The 17229-nt window shown below is 64.9% G+C and carries 18 protein-coding genes and 1 tRNA gene; 3 read left to right on the top strand and 16 right to left on the bottom strand.

The features are described from left to right. From kdpA to AC1RRE_RS05470, 12 genes are all read right to left on the bottom strand, one after another. The gene (kdpA, locus tag AC1RRE_RS05525) at positions 1-1698 is read right to left on the bottom strand and encodes a potassium-transporting ATPase subunit KdpA (RefSeq protein WP_492980100.1); all 1698 of its coding nucleotides are present in this window, start codon (positions 1696-1698) and stop codon (positions 1-3) included. Positions 1699-1710: 12 nt separating this feature from the next. Then, positions 1711-1800: a K(+)-transporting ATPase subunit F gene (gene kdpF / locus AC1RRE_RS05520; RefSeq protein ID WP_492980099.1), complete on the bottom strand. Its 90-nt coding sequence runs from the start codon at positions 1798-1800 to the stop codon at positions 1711-1713. A 13-nt stretch (positions 1801-1813) separates the two neighbouring features. Beyond that, complete coding sequence (locus AC1RRE_RS05515) at positions 1814-1972, bottom strand: hypothetical protein (RefSeq protein ID WP_492980098.1); 159 nt, start codon at positions 1970-1972, stop codon at positions 1814-1816. Between the two features lie 37 nt (positions 1973-2009). Continuing rightward, positions 2010-2927 (bottom strand): 4-hydroxy-tetrahydrodipicolinate synthase, encoded by a 918-nt coding sequence (gene dapA / locus AC1RRE_RS05510; RefSeq protein ID WP_492980097.1) that lies wholly within the window; start codon positions 2925-2927, stop codon positions 2010-2012. 4 nt (positions 2928-2931) lie between these two features. After that, a complete protein-coding gene (locus AC1RRE_RS05505) occupies positions 2932-3375 on the bottom strand; it encodes a hypothetical protein (protein ID WP_492980096.1) in 444 nt (147 codons plus the stop codon). Between the two features lie 247 nt (positions 3376-3622). Then, positions 3623-3696, bottom strand: a tRNA-Gln gene (locus AC1RRE_RS05500). Between the two features lie 63 nt (positions 3697-3759). Further along, the gene (locus AC1RRE_RS05495; RefSeq protein ID WP_492980095.1) at positions 3760-5040 is read right to left on the bottom strand and encodes a class I SAM-dependent RNA methyltransferase; all 1281 of its coding nucleotides are present in this window, start codon (positions 5038-5040) and stop codon (positions 3760-3762) included. Continuing rightward, entirely contained in the window at positions 5033-5788 is a 756-nt protein-coding gene (locus AC1RRE_RS05490) for a TlyA family RNA methyltransferase (RefSeq protein WP_492980094.1), read from the bottom strand. Before AC1RRE_RS05490 ends, AC1RRE_RS05495 begins: the two co-directional genes overlap by 8 nt. Further along, the gene (locus tag AC1RRE_RS05485; protein ID WP_492980093.1) at positions 5785-7125 is read right to left on the bottom strand and encodes an MATE family efflux transporter; all 1341 of its coding nucleotides are present in this window, start codon (positions 7123-7125) and stop codon (positions 5785-5787) included. Before AC1RRE_RS05485 ends, AC1RRE_RS05490 begins: the two co-directional genes overlap by 4 nt. A gap of 11 nt (positions 7126-7136) precedes the next feature. Then, a complete protein-coding gene (gene dxs, locus AC1RRE_RS05480; RefSeq protein ID WP_492980092.1) occupies positions 7137-9059 on the bottom strand; it encodes a 1-deoxy-D-xylulose-5-phosphate synthase in 1923 nt (640 codons plus the stop codon). A 28-nt stretch (positions 9060-9087) separates the two neighbouring features. Next, the gene (locus tag AC1RRE_RS05475; protein ID WP_492980091.1) at positions 9088-10008 is read right to left on the bottom strand and encodes a polyprenyl synthetase family protein; all 921 of its coding nucleotides are present in this window, start codon (positions 10006-10008) and stop codon (positions 9088-9090) included. Position 10009: 1 nt separating this feature from the next. After that, positions 10010-10294, bottom strand: coding sequence for an exodeoxyribonuclease VII small subunit (locus AC1RRE_RS05470; RefSeq protein ID WP_492980090.1), 285 nt, complete (start codon positions 10292-10294; stop codon positions 10010-10012). A 155-nt stretch (positions 10295-10449) separates the two neighbouring features. On the opposite strand from AC1RRE_RS05470, the gene AC1RRE_RS05465 reads away from it, so the two are divergent. Together AC1RRE_RS05465 and AC1RRE_RS05460 are read left to right on the top strand one after the other, a co-directional pair. Next, entirely contained in the window at positions 10450-11157 is a 708-nt protein-coding gene (locus AC1RRE_RS05465; protein WP_492980089.1) for a lipid-binding SYLF domain-containing protein, read from the top strand. After that, positions 11154-11591 carry a DUF3293 domain-containing protein gene (locus AC1RRE_RS05460; RefSeq protein ID WP_492980088.1) on the top strand — a complete coding sequence of 146 codons (438 nt, stop codon included), beginning with the start codon at positions 11154-11156 and terminating at the stop codon, positions 11589-11591. The genes AC1RRE_RS05465 and AC1RRE_RS05460 overlap by 4 nt, the downstream gene beginning before the upstream one ends. Here AC1RRE_RS05460 and AC1RRE_RS05455 read toward each other — a convergent pair. The 4 genes from AC1RRE_RS05455 to meaB all read right to left on the bottom strand — a co-directional run bounded on the left by AC1RRE_RS05455 (position 11588) and on the right by meaB (position 16153). Next, a complete protein-coding gene (locus AC1RRE_RS05455; RefSeq protein ID WP_492980087.1) occupies positions 11588-12772 on the bottom strand; it encodes an acetyl-CoA C-acyltransferase in 1185 nt (394 codons plus the stop codon). The two genes, AC1RRE_RS05460 and AC1RRE_RS05455, sit on opposite strands and share 4 nt — an antisense overlap. A gap of 90 nt (positions 12773-12862) precedes the next feature. Continuing rightward, a complete protein-coding gene (locus AC1RRE_RS05450; protein ID WP_492980086.1) occupies positions 12863-14011 on the bottom strand; it encodes an acyl-CoA dehydrogenase family protein in 1149 nt (382 codons plus the stop codon). 17 nt (positions 14012-14028) lie between these two features. Continuing rightward, entirely contained in the window at positions 14029-15192 is a 1164-nt protein-coding gene (locus tag AC1RRE_RS05445; protein ID WP_492980085.1) for a pyridoxal phosphate-dependent aminotransferase, read from the bottom strand. 13 nt (positions 15193-15205) lie between these two features. Further along, a complete protein-coding gene (gene meaB, locus AC1RRE_RS05440; protein WP_492980084.1) occupies positions 15206-16153 on the bottom strand; it encodes a methylmalonyl Co-A mutase-associated GTPase MeaB in 948 nt (315 codons plus the stop codon). Between the two features lie 80 nt (positions 16154-16233). Here meaB and AC1RRE_RS05435 point away from each other — a divergent pair, with 80 nt between their 5' ends. Beyond that, the gene (locus tag AC1RRE_RS05435; RefSeq protein ID WP_492980083.1) at positions 16234-17043 is read left to right on the top strand and encodes an ABC transporter permease; all 810 of its coding nucleotides are present in this window, start codon (positions 16234-16236) and stop codon (positions 17041-17043) included. Positions 17044-17229: the final 186 nt, after the last annotated feature.

The raw sequence follows: 17229 nt of genomic DNA, 5'->3' as shown, positions 1-17229 counted from the left end.
TCAGAAGGTCTGGCCGGCGATCAGCAGCAGATGCTCGACCACCGGTCCGAGCGCGAGCGCCGGGAAGAAGGTCAGGCCGCCGACGATCAGAATGGTGCCGGCCAACAGGCAGACAAACATCGGGCCATGCGTGGGGAAGCTGCCGACCGAGGCGGGAACGGCCTTTTTCGCCGCCAGCGCGCCGGCCATGCCGAGCACTGGCACAATCATGGCGAAGCGGCCCAGCATCATCGCGACGCCAAGCGCCATATTGTAGAAGACCGAATTGGCGGTCAGGCCGGCAAAGGCACTGCCGTTATTCGCGGCGGCGGACGTGAAGGCATACAGCACTTCACTCAGGCCGTGCGGGCCGGCACTCAGCAATCCGGCTTGGCCGGCTTCGCTGGTCAGCGCAATCGCCGTACCGACCAGGATGACGATCGGCGAGATCAGGATGGCGAGTACCGCCAGCTTGGCCTCGCGCGCCTCGATCTTCTTGCCAAGATATTCCGGACTGCGGCCCACCATCAGGCCGGCGATGAACAACGTCGCCACGATGAAGACGGCGATGCCGTAGAAGCCAGCACCGACGCCGCCGACGATTACCTCGCCCAGCATCATGTTGATCAGCGGGATCATGCCGCCAAGTGGCAGGAAGCTGGAATGCATGGCATTCACCGCGCCACAGGAGGCCGCCGTGGTGATCACGGCGAAGAGCGAGGAGGCAAAACTGCCGAAACGCACTTCCTTGCCCTCCATGTTGCCGAGCGACGGATCGACGCCCAGCGCGGTCAGCAGCGGATTGCCACCGGACTCTACGTTGGCCGTCACCAGCACGCCGATCACGAACAGCAGCAACATGGTGGCGAAGATCGCCCAACCCTGACGCTGATCGCCGACCATGCGACCAAACACATTGGTCAGTGCCGCGCCGATCAGGAAGATCGCCAGCATCTGTATGAAATTGCTGAGCGCGGTAGGATTCTCGTAAGGATGCGCGGCATTGGCGTTGAAGAAGCCACCGCCATTGGTGCCCAGCATCTTGATCGCCACCTGCGAGGCCACCGGCCCCTGGGCGATCACCTGCTCGGCGCCCTCGACAGTATTGGCGGTGACATAGGGATCGAGATTCTGCGGCATGCCCTGCCAGATCAGGAACAGCGCGAGAAGCACCGATACCGGCAACAGCAGACCCAGCGTGGCGCGGGTCAGATCGACCCAGAAGTTGCCGACGGTTTTTGCCGATTTGCGGGCGAAGGCACGGATCACCACCAGCGCGATGCTGATGCCGGCGGCAGCCGATAGGAAGTTATGCACCGTCAGCGTCACCATCTGGCTCAGATAGCTCATGGTGCTTTCGCCGCCATAGGACTGCCAGTTGGTATTGGTGATGAAGCTGACCACCGTGTTGAAGGTGAGGTCCGGCGACAGCGCTGGCAGCCCCTGTGGATTGAGCGGCAGCACGTCCTGGAAACGCAGCACGGCGTAGAACAGCACGAAGCCGGCGATGCTGAAGGCCAGCAAGGCGGCGGAATAGCTGACCCAGTGCTGCTCGCGTTTTGGGTCGACGCCGGCCAGTGCATAGAGCGGTCGCTCGATGGGGCGCAGCCAGGCGGCTTCGCCGTTGAACAGCCGGGTCATGTAGCGGCCGAGCAGCGGCGTCATCGCCAGCAGGACTGCAATGAACAACAGCAATTGAAGAGTGTCATTCTGGGTCATGGCCACGCCTTTTCAGAATTTCTCGGCGCGCAGCAGCGCATAAACGAGATAGACGGCGAGTAGGGCGGCAATGCTGCCGCCGAGGATGAAATCGAATGTCATGGGGGCTGCGCTCCTAGAGGCGCTCACAGAGATAGGTGTAGGCGATCAGGCCGGCGAACAGGCCGAGGCCGAGAAGTAGGAAAAGCAGATCGGGCATGGGAAATGGCTCCTGTAAGCGGAAGTTAGGGTGGAGCCGGATCAGGTCGCCATGTGGAAGGCGGCCGGTCGGCATAAGGATTTCATAAAGCCGGCCCGGCAGGCGGTGCGCCTCACGCCAACTGCCGGGCCGTTCCCTCCTCCAGTGCCCAGACCGGCTCGAGCGCAGTGGTCAGGCTCGCATCGGCGGACGGGGAGAGCGGGGTCAGCGGCAAGCGCAGGGCATCGGCACAGAGCCCCAGTCGGAACAAGGCACGTTTCACCGGGATCGGATTGCTCTCCAGCATCAGCGCCTGGGAAAGCGGCAGCAGCCGTTCATGCAGCCGCATGGCTGCCGGCAGGTCGCCGGATTCGAAGTCTTCATGCAGCTGGGCGCAAAGGCCTGGCGCCACATTGGCCGCCACCGAGATGCAACCCTGCCCGCCGGCGATGCGATGATGCAGCGCCGTGGCGTCATCGCCGGACAGCTGCAGGAAATGCGCGCCGGTGAGCCGCCGCAGCCTGGCCGGACGCGACAGATCGCCGGTCGCGTCCTTGATGCCGATCACGCGCGGCAGCGCAGCGAGGCGCGCCACCGTATCATCTTCGAAGCGGCAGGCTGTGCGCGAGGGCACGTCATAGAGCAGCACCGGCAGGCGCACGGCATCATGAATCGCCTGAACATGCAGGGCCAGTCCGGCTTGCGTCGGCCGGATGTAAGGCGGCGCGCTGGCCAGCAGGATATCGGCACCCTGCCGCTCCGCCTGCCGGGCAAGGAAGACGGCACGCTCGGTGGACGGCGCCCCGACGCCCGCTATCACCGGCACCCGCCGACGAGCCACGACCGCCGCCGTCTCGACCAGCAGGGCCTGCTCCTCATCCGCCAGCAGGGCGCCCTCACCGGTGCTGCCGCCCACCAGGATCGCGCTGGTGCCACGCTCGATCTGGCGCGCAATCAGGACAGACAGGCAGTCCGCATCGACGCAGCCATTCCGGTAGGGCGTGACCAGCGCCACGATGGAACCCTGCAGACGGCGTTCGCGGTGGGACATGCCATCACCCATGCGCCAGGACGACGACACATGTGCCGATGCAATGCGTGCTGTCGACCTGCAGGCCGAGGCGTTTCATATACTGCAGCAGTCGCGCCAGCCCCTTGCGGGCGACCAGTACGGTCGCATCGATGGCAATGCGGCCAGCCTTACCGACCCGGCGCAGCGCCATTCGCACGGCGGCGTCGCATTCCTTCGGCTCGGCTATACCTGTGATCCAGGCCAGGTCGGCGGGCTGGGCATCCGGTGCGGCCGTGCTGATGCGCAGTTCCACGGCGCTGCGGCAGCCGCGATTCAGAAAGGCCAGAAAGAATGGCAGCGTGCCCCGGCCAATGACGACGATGCTTTCGCTGCGGATCGTGGGCGTGACGGCGACGAGGTCGCCAATGGTCGATGGTGAATAAGCTGCCGCCAGATTGAAACGGCACCGCTTGGGGGTGGATGACACGCATGCATTCCTTCTCACATTGTCGATGGAGAAGAGTTGCGCCGCCCCGCCTATTGGCGCCATGCGGCTTTGGGGCCGTTTTCATAAAGCGGACATAAGGAAATCCGCGGCCGGCCGTCTAATAGCCGGTCACAATGCTCTTGTCGGCGTCTTCGGAAACGCCGGTCCGATTTCTCATAAGAGTTGGGAAATTCTCAAAAGACCCGACATCTGACACGCAATTACAATGTCGGATGAGCCGGAAGAATGGCTGGGGGACTAGGATTCGAACCTAGACAACCAGAGTCAGAGTCTGGGGTCCTACCGTTAGACGATCCCCCAGCAGGGATCGGGGCGGGATATAGCCCGTCTAAAGGGGCTTTGCAACCCCCCAGTCTGGCCGCGCTAGCGCCTGAAAACACTGACAATTTCCAGATGTGGCGACCACCGGAACTGGTCAATCGGCACCGCCCGCTCCAGGCGGTAGCCGGCATCGGCCAGCACCCGGGCATCGCGGGCGAAACTGGAGGGATCGCAGGAGGCCATGACGATCAGCGGCGGGGCATCGCCTACCTTGGCAGCCTCCGCGATCTGCTGCACCTGGGCCTTGGCGCCGGCGCGCGGCGGATCGATCACCAGCGCATCCAGCTTCTTCAGTTCGGCACGACTGAGCGGCTGGCGCTCCAGATCGCGCGCCGAGGCGGTCACCTTGCCGGCAAAACCCTTCGCCGCATTGGCCAAGGCTGCAATTGCCGGCTTGTCGGCATCCACGGCCCAGACGCTCTTGCCGGCTGCAGCCAGCCGCAGCGCAAAAGCGCCGCAGCCCGAGAATAGATCAGCGACGCGCTTGGCGTCCTTCAGGGCCTCCAGCGCGACATCCGCCATCGTCTGCTCGGCCTCGGCCGTCGCCTGCAGGAAACCGCCGGGCGCCAGCGTCACGGCCGTCGTGCCGAACAACACGCGCGGCGGCTCTTCGCCCTGGTACAACATTTCGGGCTCGCTGCGCATGTCGAAGCGGAAGCTGAGACGCCCCAGCCCGATCTGCTTGGCCGCCTTGCTCAGCTCGATACGTTCCTGCACCCGCATCTTCAGCTTGCCGGTGATCAGCACATCGGGGCCGGTCTCTGTCTCGGTGACCTTAAGGTCGACGGCCCAGCCATCGCCCAACACCGGCAGCATCATTTCGCGCAGCTGCGGCAGTATGGCGACCAGGGCCGGCCGCAGCACCAGGCAGGTCTGCAGGTCGACGATCTTGCGCGTCTGCGCCTCGTGGAAACCGAGCAGCACCTTGTCTTTCACCCGACGGGCAATGAACTCGGCGCGGCGACGCGACTGATCGGGCACCGAGACCAGATCATCGACCACGGGATTCTCGAAATCGCGGCGGAGCAGCGCCGCCACCAGCTTGCCACGCTTCCAGTCGCGATAGGGCGCCTCGGCCCAATGCTGCAAGGCGCAGCCACCGCAGGCGCCGAAATGCGGGCATGGCGCATCCACACGATCCGGTCCGCCCGCTTCCAGCACACTCAGATGTGCGGCATGGCCATCGCCACGCTCCTCGCCCACCTTGGCGGCGATGCGGTCGCCCGGCACGGTGAAGGGCACGTAATAGCGCCCATCATCCTTGGACAGGACGCCATGGCCCTGCCCGCCCATGCGTTCGATCACCCCATCCACGTCACGCATGCGCATTGCCTTTCCGGGCGGCGATCAGGAATTCGCGGTTGCCTTCAGGCCCCAGGATCGGACTGGGCTCCAGGCCGATCACCTGCCAGCCGGGCAGTTCACTCCACCAGTCCTGAATGCGCGCACAGACTTCGTCATGCAGCGCGGGATCGCGCACCACGCCACCCTTGCCGACGCGCTCGCGGCCGACCTCGAACTGCGGCTTGATCAACGCCACGGCCCAGCTGCCTTCGCCCGCCAGACCAAGAGCGGCCGGCAGCACGGTCTGCAGCCCGATGAAACTGGCATCGCAGACCACACAGGAAACCGCATCGGGAATAAGTGCGGCAGTCAGATGCCGCGCATTGGTCTTTTCCATCACGACGACGCGCGCGTCATTGCGCAGCTTCCAGTCGAGCTGGCCCTCGCCGACATCGACGGCGAAGACCTTGGCCGCGCCATGATGCAGCAGCACATCCGTGAAGCCGCCCGTCGACGAACCGACATCGATGGCGGTGCGGCCCTTGGCATCGAGTGAGAAATGTTCGATGGCATGCGCCAGCTTGACGCCGCCGCGACTGACCCAGGGATGCGGCTTGCCGCGCACTTCCAGCGGCGTATCGGCCGCCAGCGCGACGCCCGGCTTGTCGAGGCGCTTTTCGCCTGAGAAGACCAGCCCGGCCATGATGGCGGCCTGCGCCTTGGCCCGGCTGTCCGCCAGGCCGCGCTCCACCAGCATTTGGTCGAGGCGAAGTTTCGGGGCCTTCATCGCGCCAGCCTACGGGTCATGACGGCGAAACGCCAGAGCAGCAGCACGGCCACCACCGCCAAGCCCACCACCAGGCCGGCCCAGACGCCAATGCCACGCATCGGCGTGTAGAAGCCGAACCAGATCGCGACCGGAAAGCCGATCAGCCAGTAGCCGACCAGCGTCATCACCATCGGCACGGCCGTATCCTTCAGGCCGCGCAGCGCGCCATTGGCCACGCCCTGCGCACCATCGACCAGCTGGAACAAGGCCGCCATGCCGAGATAGGTCAACGCCATAGTGAAGACCGGCGCGGTGTTGTCGGCCACAAAAACCGTGATCAGCAACGCACCGGCAAAGTGGAAGATCAGCGCCGTGCAGGCCATGAAAGACATGCCCATGATGATAGCGATCCAGCCGGCACGCGCCGCGCCCGGAATGTCGCGAGCCCCGGCAGCTAGGCCGACGCGCACGGTGGCGGCCTGCGCCAGACCCATCGGCACCATGAAAGCCAGCGCCGCCCATTGCAGCGCCACCTGATGGCCGGCGACTTCGGTCGCCCCCAGCCGGCCCATCAGCAGCGCCGCCGCCGAGAACAGCCCGATCTCGGCGCCCAGCGCCAGCGCGATCGGCGCACCGACACGCAGGAAGGCCGTCACACGCGCCGTCGTGCTGCGCCACCAGCCGCGCGCCAGGTGATAGCGGCCGAATTGCGGATCGCGCGCGATGTACCAGCAAAAGACCAGCAGGATGACGATATTGACCAGGCTGGAACCCAGACCGGCGCCCACCACGCCCATCGCCGGCACGATCCAGAAGCCGAAGATCAGCACGGTGTTGACGGCGGCATTGAGCACGACCGCGAGGAGCGTGAGCAGCAGCGCCGAGCGCGGCCGTTCCAGCGCCGAAACAAAGCCGCGCAGCACCATGAACCACAGCGCCGGCAGGAACATGCCGCTGACTGCCTGCATGAAGGGCGAGGCCAGCGCGATCAGTTCCTCGGGCTGGCCGATCAGCCTGAGGAACGGTTCGCTGACCATCAGCAGGCCCGTGCAGACCACGCCATACAGGCCCGTGGTGATCAGGCCGTCATGCACGGCCTGCCGCACGCCTTCCATATCAGCTGCATCATGGCCGCGCGCCTGCGCAGCGAGTGCCGGCGTAGCCATGGCCAGCCCCAGCCCCATCATCCACAGAAAACTGAAAATCGCGACGCCGAGCGCAGCCGCCCCCAGGGCTTCGGCGCTGTAATGCGACAACAACCAGACATCGGTGGTGTGGATCGCCATCTGTGCCAGCTGGGTGCCGACAATGGGCAGCGCCAGCGTGAGCGTGGCCCGCGCTTCCTTGAGGATCATGATGGAACCTGTCAGGCGCGGGCTGGAAGGACGTCGCTCGAACGGCCCAGAGCGGCAAGCGCGGTGGCGACGATCTGCGGCGCGTTCAGCCCCGCCTCGTCATACTGCTTCATCGGGTTGTCGTGATCGATGAAGCGATCAGGCAGCACCAGCGGCCGGATCTTCAGGCCATGATCGAGCAGGCCGTCATGGCTGAGGAACTGCAACACATGGCTGCCGAAGCCGCCGACCGAGCCTTCTTCCAGTGTGATCAGCACTTCGTGACTGCGGGCCAGCTGGCGCACCAGATCGGTATCCAGCGGCTTGCAGAAGCGCGCATCGGCCACCGTGGTCGACAGGCCATGGGCCGCCAGATCATCGGCTGCCTTCAGCGCTTCGGCCAGGCGTGTGCCAAAGGAGAGAATAGCGATCTTGCTGCCCTCGCGGATCACGCGCCCCTTGCCGATCTGCAGCACCGAGCCACGGGCAGGCAGGGCCAAGCCGCTGCCTTCACCGCGCGGATACCTGAACGCGGACGGACGGTCATCGATGGCGGCAGCGGTCGCCACCATATGCATCAGCTCGACCTCATCAGCCGCCGCCATCACCACCATGTCGGGCAGGCAGGCGAGATAGGCGATGTCGAAACTGCCGGCGTGAGTCGCGCCATCGGCGCCCACCAGACCCGCGCGATCAATGGCGAAACGCACCGGCAGGCGCTGGATCGCCACGTCATGCACCACCTGGTCATAGGCGCGCTGCAGGAAGGTCGAGTAGATCGCGGCAAACGGCTTGTAGCCTTCAGTGGCGAGGCCGGCGGCAAATGTCACCGCATGCTGCTCGGCGATGCCGACATCGAAGCAGCGCTTGGGGAATTTCTTGGCAAACAGGTCAAGCCCGGTGCCCGACGGCATGGCGGCCGTGACTGCAATGATCTTGTCGTCGGCCTCAGCTTCGGCGATCAGGCTCTGGGCGAAGACCTTGGTGTAGCTCGGCGGACCGGCCTGCGGCTTGGCCTGCGCGCCGGTGACGACATCGAATTTCACCACGCCATGATACTTGTCGGCGGCAGCCTCGGCCGGGCCGTAGCCCTTGCCCTTCTGCGTCACGACATGGATCAGCACCGGACCGGTCTTGTCGGTGTCACGGATATTCTTCAGCACCGGCACCAGATGCTCGAGGTTATGGCCATCGACCGGGCCGACGTAATAGAAGCCCAGTTCCTCGAACAGCGTGCCGCCGGCCACCATGCCGCGCGCATACTCCTCGGCCTTTTCGGCAATCGAGGTCAGCGTCTTGGGCAGGATCTTCTCGCCGATCTGCTTTGCCAGCTGACGCAGGCCGATATAGGAGCGCGACGACATCAGGCGCGACAGATAGGCGCTCATCGCGCCGACCGGCGGCGCAATCGACATGTCGTTGTCGTTCAGGATGACGATCAGCCGGCTGTTGGTCGCGCCGGCATTGTTCATGGCTTCATAGGCCATGCCGGCCGACATCGCGCCGTCGCCGATCACGGCAATGACGTTGTTGCTCTCGCCCTTGAAGTCACGCGCCACCGCCATGCCGAGGCCGGCCGAGATCGAGGTGGAGGAATGCGCGGCACCGAAAGGATCGTATTCGCTTTCCGAACGGCGCGTGAAACCGGAGAGACCACCCGGCTGGCGCAGCGTGCGGATGCGGTCGCGGCGACCGGTGAGAATCTTGTGCGGATAGGCCTGATGGCCGACATCCCAGATCAGGCGGTCGCTCGGCGTATCGAAGACGTGATGCACGGCAACGGTGAGCTCCACCACGCCCAGACCCGCGCCCAGATGGCCGCCGGTGACCGAGACAGCATCGATCATCTCGCGACGAACCTCGTCAGCGAGCTGCTTGAGCTGTTCCAGATCGAACGACCGGGTATCGGCCGGCGTGCGAACGGTATCCAGCAGGGGTGTGCGGTTACTGATCATTGCTGCCTGTCATGAGGCGTTAAGCGTGTCACGAGCGGCGGGTTATAACAAACTCCGCCAGCTCCTGTAAAACCACCGAACCGGGACCAAAATGCGACGAAACCCGCTCTTTGGCCGAATTCGTTAATATCCGCGCCTTGGCCCGGGCCTCAGGGGGCCCCAGCAGGCCCACAAAGGTGGCCTTGCCGGCAGCGGCATCCTTGCCCACCGCCTTGCCGACTTCGGCGGCCGAGCCTTCGTGATCAAGGATATCGTCGGCGATCTGGAAGGCGAGTCCCAGATCGGCGGCATAAGCGCGCATCACCGCGCGATCCTCAGGCTTGGCCTGCCCCAGGATCGCGCCGGCTTCGGCCGAAAAGCCGATCAGCGCGCCAGTCTTCAGCGCCTGTAGATGCGCGATCTCGTCATAGGAGAGTGGCTTACCGGCCGCCGTGCGATCCTCGGCGGCCAGATCGATGGCCTGCCCGCCCACCATGCCGCGTGCGCCGGCGGCCATGGCGAGCCCGGCGACCAGACCGGCGCGAACAGCGGCATCCGCATGAGTGGCCGGATCGGCCAGCACCGCGAAGGCCTGCGCCTGCAGGCCATCGCCCGCCAGCACAGCGGTCGCTTCGTCAAACGCCTTGTGCACGGTGGGCTTGCCGCGCCGCAGGTCGTCATCATCCATGCAGGGCATGTCGTCATGCACCAGCGAATAGGCATGTAGCATCTCGATCGCGGCCGCGACCCGCAGCGACTGCGGGCGCGACACCTTGAACAGATCGGCGCCTGTAACCACCAGCAGCGCGCGCAAACGCTTGCCGCCGCCAAGCGACGCATAGCGCATCGCTTCATCGAGCTTGCGTGTCGAACCTTCCACGGCCGGCAGCAGGCGGTCGAGCGCAGCGTCCACCGCCGCGCCGACATCCTGCATGGCCGCCGCTAATGCGGGCGACGGCTGGTCGGTCATATCAGTCTGCCTTAAAGGGCTGGGTGGCGGGCTGGCCATCGGCGCCGACCACGATCTTCTCGATCTTCTCTTCGGCGGCCTTCAGCTTGGCCTCGCAATGGCGCTTCAGCAGGGCGCCGCGGCCATAGAGGGCGATCGATTCTTCCAGATCGACGCGACCGCTTTCCAGCTTGGCAACGATCTCGTCCAGCGCCTTCAGCGCCGACTCGAAGCTCAGCGCCGCGATGTCCGCCGGGATGGTCTCCTGACCACTATCTGCCTTGGCGTCTTCCTTGGCCTTGGACATGCCGCCTCCGTTTCACAAAGCCGCCACAGTTTAGGGACTAGCTTGCGCTGCAACAACCCGTGCGCCCCCGGCTGATTCGCCGCCTGGGGTGATTCTGCGCGGCCGAAGCAATATATTGCGATTCGCGATTTGCCAACCCGGAAAGGGGTTTGACCATGTCCAAGCCGATACTCTCCGCCGCCATGACCCGCCGCTCCCTGATGACTGCCAGCCTGGCTGGCGGCGCCCTCCTGATGTCGCCCGTACCGGCTTTTGCCGCCGATGATCAGGGCCTGATCGACAGCGCCCGCATCACGGTCGAGCATTTCACCGCCGACGGCCAGATGAGCGACCTGCGTCGCAAGCTGGCCCAGGCCAAGGGCGTCTTCGTGGTGCCGCAGCTGCTGAAGGCAAGCTTCATTATCGGCGGCGAAGGTGGTTCAGGCCTGCTGATGGCCAAGACCGGCACCGGCTGGAGCGAACCCGCGATCTACACCATGGGCTCGGGCTCGATCGGCCTGCAGATCGGCGGCGAGGCCTCGGAAGTCATTCTCGTGCTGATGAACGACAAGGCAGTGGATGCCATCCTGCGCAACGAGTTCAAGCTTGGCGCCGATGCCACCGTCGCCGCCGGCCCGGTCGGCATGGGCGTGGAAGCCGCCACCACCACGAACTTCGGCGCCGACATCTACTCCTTCTCCAAGACCAAGGGGCTGGCCGCCGGCGTGTCGGTGGAAGGCGCGGTGATCACCGCGCGCCACAGCCGCAACACGGCCTACTACGGCAAGGAAGCGCATCCGCGCAACATCCTCTACGACAATCTAGTGAGCAATCCCGGTACGTCCGCGCTGCGTCAAGCGCTCACTTCTGCCGAGATGCGATGATTTCACCGGCCACATTGCAGGGCTATGTCGCGACGACCTATGCGGTGACATGGCCTGATGGCACGATGACCGGCCTGCGCCTGAATGAAACCAGCGCGCAGGCCGACGCGTATCTGCGCCAGTGCGGGGCGCACTCCCTGACATGCATCAACGCCTGGAACCCGCGCAGCCAGTGGCTGGATGCCGGTCGCAACATGGCGGCGCACCAGCGCCTGCGCCGTGATCTGACGGCGCGCGGCCTGCTCCATCTGCCGCAGCTGGGTGTGCCGGATCGCCGCAACTGGAAGGCTGAACCCGGTTTCGCGGTGCTGGACCTGGAAACGGAAAAGGCCACAGGTCTTGCGCAGACCTATGGCCAATTCGGGATCGTACGGTACGAACGCGCGGGGGTGGCGGAGCTGATCCTCACCCGCCTCGCGACGTCGAGATTTTAGGCGACCTCAAACAACCCGGCGCCGCCCTGACCGCCGCCGATGCACATGGTCACCACCACATACTTGGCGCCGCGGCGCTTGCCCTCGATCAGGGCATGGCCGGTCATGCGCGCACCCGACATGCCATAGGGATGGCCGATCGAGATCGCGCCGCCATTGACGTTCAGGCGGTCGTTCGGGATGCCGAGCTTGTCGCGGCAATACAGCACCTGCACGGCGAAAGCCTCATTCAGCTCCCACAGGCCGATATCGTCCATCTTGAGGCCGAAGCGCTGCAGCAGTTTCGGCACGGCATAGACCGGGCCGATGCCCATCTCGTCCGGCTCACAGCCCGAGATCGCCATGCCGCGATAGATGCCCAGCGGCTGCAGGCCCTTCTTCTCGGCCAGCTTGCTTTCCATCACCACGCAGGCCGACGCGCCATCCGACAGCTGGCTGGCATTGCCGGCCGTGATCACCTTGCCGGGACCGCGCACCGGCTGCAGGCCGGCGAGGCCTTCCAGCTTGGTGTCGGCGCGGTTGCCTTCATCCTTGGCCAGCGTGATGTCCTTGTAGGAAACTTCCTTGGTCTCCTTGTCGACCACCGCCATCTTGCTCGGCATCGGCACGATCTCGGCATCGAACTTGCCGGCAGCCTGACCGGCAGCGGTGCGGCGCTGACTTTCCAGCGCATATTCGTCCTGCGCCTCGCGGCTGATGCCGTAGCGCTTGGCCACGACTTCGGCGGTGTCGATCATCGCCATGTAGATCTCTGGCTTGTTCTTCATCAGCCATTCGTCGCGAGCGCGATAGGTATTCATATGCTCGTTCTGGACCAGCGAGATCGATTCCAGACCACCGCCGACCACGATGGGCGCGTTGTCATGGATCACCTGCTTGGCAGCCGTGGCGATGGCCATCAGGCCCGAGCCGCACTGGCGGTCGAGGCTCATGCCGGCAACGGAAACCGGAAGGCCGGCGGCGATGGCGGCCTGGCGCGCGATGTTACCGCCGGTCGAACCCTGCTGCAGGGCCGCACCCATGATCACGTCATCGACCTCGCCGCCCTCGATGCCGGCGCGCTTCACCGCTTCACGGATCGCATGCGCGCCCAGCGTGGCGGCGTCGGTATTGTTGAAGGCGCCGCGATAGGCCTTGCCGATCGGCGTGCGGGCGGTGGAAACGATGACAGCTTCACGCATTTTATGTCCTCCCAAGACTTGGTCTGGGGCGAACGCTAGCCCCAATCTTTTTGCGGTGCAAACGTTCCGCTACGGCAGTTTACGCGAACGTCAAGCCGGCCAGCGTTTGGCGATCTCTTCCAGCATCACCTCGGTGGCACCACCGCCGATCGGATGGATACGGGCATCGCGCGCCATGCGCTCGATCTCGCTGTCCCGCAGGTAGCCGGCGCCGCCATGGAATTGCAGGCAGTCATAGGTCACGGCATTGACCAGTTCGCCGCACAGCGCCTTGACCATCGAAACCTCGCGCACGGCATCCTTGCCCTCGCCCACCAACCAGGCCGCGTGATAGACCAGCTGCCGCGCCGCTTCCGTGCGGGCCTCCAGCATGGACAGCCGCTGGCGGATCACCTGTTTGTCGGCCAGTACGCCGCCGAAGGCCTTGCGCGTCGTCACATACTCGCGCGTGATCTGCAACGCGCGGCGGCATTCGCCCACCGCCATGGCGCCCAGCACCAGCCGCTCGTTCTGGAAGTTGCGCATGATGGCGTAGAAGCCACGGTTCTCCTCGCCCAGACGATTTTCAACCGGCACACGGCAGCCATCAAAAACCAGCTCGGCCGTATCCGAGCAGAGCCAGCCATGCTTTTTCAGCGAACGCCCGACGCTGAAGCCCGGCGTGCCTTTCTCAACGGCGAAGATCGAGATGGCGCGCGAGCCTTTCGCGTCCGGGTCGGTCTTGGCCGCGACGAAATACAGATCGGCATGCACGCCATTGGTGATGAACATCTTGCTGCCGGTCAGCACGTAATGGTCGCCGTCGCGCTTCGCCCGGGTGCGGATCGCGGCGACATCCGAGCCGGCATCGGGTTCGGTGACGGCCACGGCGGTGATCAGTTCACCGGCGATGACTTTGGAAAACCAGCGGTCGAGCTGCTGCTTATTGCCCGCATGGGCCAGATGCGGCGAGGCCATGTCGGTATGCACCAATACGGTGGCGGAGAACCCACCGAATCCTGACAGCCCGCATTCCTCGGCCAGGATCGCGGCGGCCACCGGCGACTGCTCGCTGCCGCCATAGGCTTCCGGATAGCGGATGCCGAAAAAGCCAAGCGCACCCATCTTGCGCAGGGTTTCGCGCGGCACCATGCCGGCCTCTTCCCAGGCATTGCCATGGGGCCGGACCTCGTTGTCGATGAAACGGGCGATCTGGTCACGCAGGGCGGCGTGATCGTCGCTTTCGTAGATCGTCCGCATTCATCCTCCGGCTTTTTTTATTTCAGCTGCGGCACCAGTCGTTCCAGCGCTTCCGACAGCTTGGGCAGCGAGGCCGCATAGCACAGGCGGATGCGCCCTTCGCCGGCCGGGCCGAAAGCCGCACCCGGCGCGAGGCCGACGCCAGATTTACGCGCCAGGTCCATGCAGAACTGTACGCTGTCGGTCACGCCATCGAGCGCGAAGAAGGCATAGAAGGCACCTTCTGGCTTGGCCAGTTTCACACGCGGCAGCGGCGCCAGCGCCTGATAGACCATGTCGGCAGCGCGACTATATCGTTCAACGAGGCCCTGTACGTAGTCATCGCCATCGTTCATCGCGGCGACGCCGCCCCACTGCACAAAGGTGGTGGGATGCGAGATGTTGAACTCGGTCATCTTTTCCACGGCTGCGCACAGGCGCGGCGGTGCCACGATCCAGCCCAGTCGCCAGCCGGTCATCGACCAGCTCTTGGAAAACGAATTGACGATCACCACCGGATCTTCCGGCTGCGCCAGCGTGTAATAGCTCGGCGCATGTTTGGCCGGCCCGTAGATAATCCGGCCATAGACCTCGTCGGACAGAATCCAGATGCCGCGCTCGCGGCAGAAATCCAGGATGGCCTTCAGTTCGTCTTCCGAGGCAACCCAGCCGGTGGGATTGCCCGGGCTGTTGATCATGATCAGCTTGATCGTCTCGTCGCAGCTGTCGAACAGCTGCTGCAGGTCGAGTTTCCAGCGGCCGTCTTCCTGTGCCTGCAGAAACACGTCGCGCACCGCGCCGCCCATCGCCTTGATCGCCTCGCGGCCGTTGGGCCAGATCGGGCCGATCACCACGGCGCTGTCGCCGGGTTCGATCAAGCACTGGATGGTGATCATGATGGCGTTCATGCCCGATGCCGTCACCACCATGCGATCGTGACCGACCTCCACGCCATAGGCGCGGCTGAGATAGCTGCCGATCGCATCCAGCAGCGGCGCGATGCCGCGATTGGCGGCGTAGAAGGTCTCGCCGCGCTCCAGCGCCGCAGCCGCACCCTTGCGCACGAAGGCCGGCGTCGGCTCATCGCCCTCGCCGAACCACAGCTTGATGACATCCGGGATATCGGCCGAAGCGCGGGTGACGACGCGAATACGGGAACCGGGAAGATCGAGGATACTCGAACAGATCTTGGCTTCGGACATGAGACGGTCTTGCTTACCTGGTGAGACGGGAGGCGAGGATGGAAATCATTTCATGCATGGCGGTGTCGATGTCCATCTTGCCGGCCAGCACGGCATCAGACAGGCGGTCGACATCTTCAGTGGGCAGTTCGCTCAGGCCCCGACGCAGACGATCCAGCACCAGATTGTGCAGCAGACGCCGCGTGCGCGCCCGCGGATCGGGACGCTTGCGCTTGCCGATGGCCTGGATCGCATCGGCCAGTTCGGCCACGCCCTGTCCGGCCGTGGCGCTGGTCTGCAGCACCGGCACCGGACCATGGCCGCGCTGCGCGCTCATGGCGGCGAGCTGGCGCGCCGAGCGTTCGGCAAAAGGAAGATCGGACTTGTTGACCACCAGCACATCGGCGATTTCGAGGATACCGGCCTTGATCGCCTGGATGTCGTCGCCCAGGCCCGGCGCATTCACCACGACGCGCACATCGGCGATCTCGGCGATCTCGACTTCCGACTGGCCGGTGCCGACGGTTTCCACGACGACGACATCGCGGCCCGAAGCATCAAAGACATCGATCACCCGGGCGGCGGTGCGCGACAGTCCGCCGAGATGGCCGCGACTGGCGAGGCTGCGGATGAAGACGCCCGGATCGGCGGCATGCTGGCTCATGCGGATGCGGTCGCCCAGGATGGCGCCGCCGGTGAGCGGCGAAGACGGATCGACGGCGACGACACCGACATTGAGGCCGCGCTGGCGCAGCTCGCCCACATAGGCCGAGACGAGGGTGGATTTGCCCGCGCCCGGCGCGCCGGTGAAGCCGACGACCAGCGCATGGCCGAGCCGGCCGCGGATGGCCTGCAGCACCAGCCTGGCCTCGTCGGTCTCATTCTCGACCGCCGTGATGGCGCGGGCCAGAGCCGCGCGCTCGCCAGCCAGCAGGGCCGGCAACCAGTCCGGCAGGGCGGAATCGGCGGTCGCGTTTTGCATTGGGGCAGATTACGCGCTATGTAGCCCGGGGAACAGGTTCCCCCGAGGCTCCCCGGCCCCATAACTCTTCAAAAAGCAGCATGTCCGACCGTCCCGCCATCGCCTATACCCCTCGCCGCTACGGCCCCGTGAACTGGCTTGGCCTGTGGACGCTCTACGTCAAGGAAGTGCAACGCTTCCTGAAGGTGATCACCCAGACGGTGCTGGCGCCGGTGGTGACCACACTGCTGTTCTTCGCCGTCTTCGCGCTGGCGCTGGGCGGCGCGGTGCGGCAGGTCGCCGGCATGCCCTTCATCGAATTCCTGGCGCCCGGCCTGATCATGATGGCCACCACGCAGAACGCGTTTGCCAATACCTCCTCCTCGATCATGATCTCGAAGGTGCAGGGCAATATCATCGACGTGCTGATGCCGCCGATCAGCCCGGGCGAACTGCTGCTGGCCTATGCCGGCGCCGGCGTCACGCGCGGCCTGGCCGTGGCCTGCGCGGTCGCCCTGTCGATCGCACCCTTCTCGGCCATCCATGTCCACGACTGGTTCGCGACCATCTACTTCGCCTTCGCCGGCTCGCTGATCCTGAGCCTGACCGGCATCATCGCCGGCCTGTGGAGCCAGAAATTCGATCATATGGCCGCCGTGACCAACTTCGTCGTCACGCCGCTCGCCTTCCTCTCGGGCACCTTCTACTCGGTGCAGCAGCTGCCGCCCTTCTGGTATGCGGCAGCCCATGCCAACCCGTTCTTCTTCATGATCGACGGCTTCCGCTATGGCTTCACCGGCCATACCGACGGCGACGTGCTGCTGGGCGGCGCAGTGCTGGGCGTGGTGGCCCTGCTGCTCTGGGGCCTGTGCTACCGGCTGCTGAAACGCGGCTACCGCCTGCTGCCCTGATCCTTATCCGGGCTTATTCACCCCTTATTCGATCTTATTGCCCCCTTATTCGTCCTTATTCGGGGCTTATTCGTCCTTATTGGACCCTTATTTCTTCTTATTCGCGCTTAACCGGCGTCACAGCTAGCCGACTGAATACATTAGTATGTGATCTGCCGAGAAGCTCGGCAGCAGCAAAAGAACATA

This window comes from Ferrovibrio sp. GW821-FHT12D07 (genome assembly GCF_058807275.1).
The sequence above is the reverse complement of the archived record's forward strand: the minus strand, read 5'-3'. Positions and strand labels throughout refer to the sequence as shown.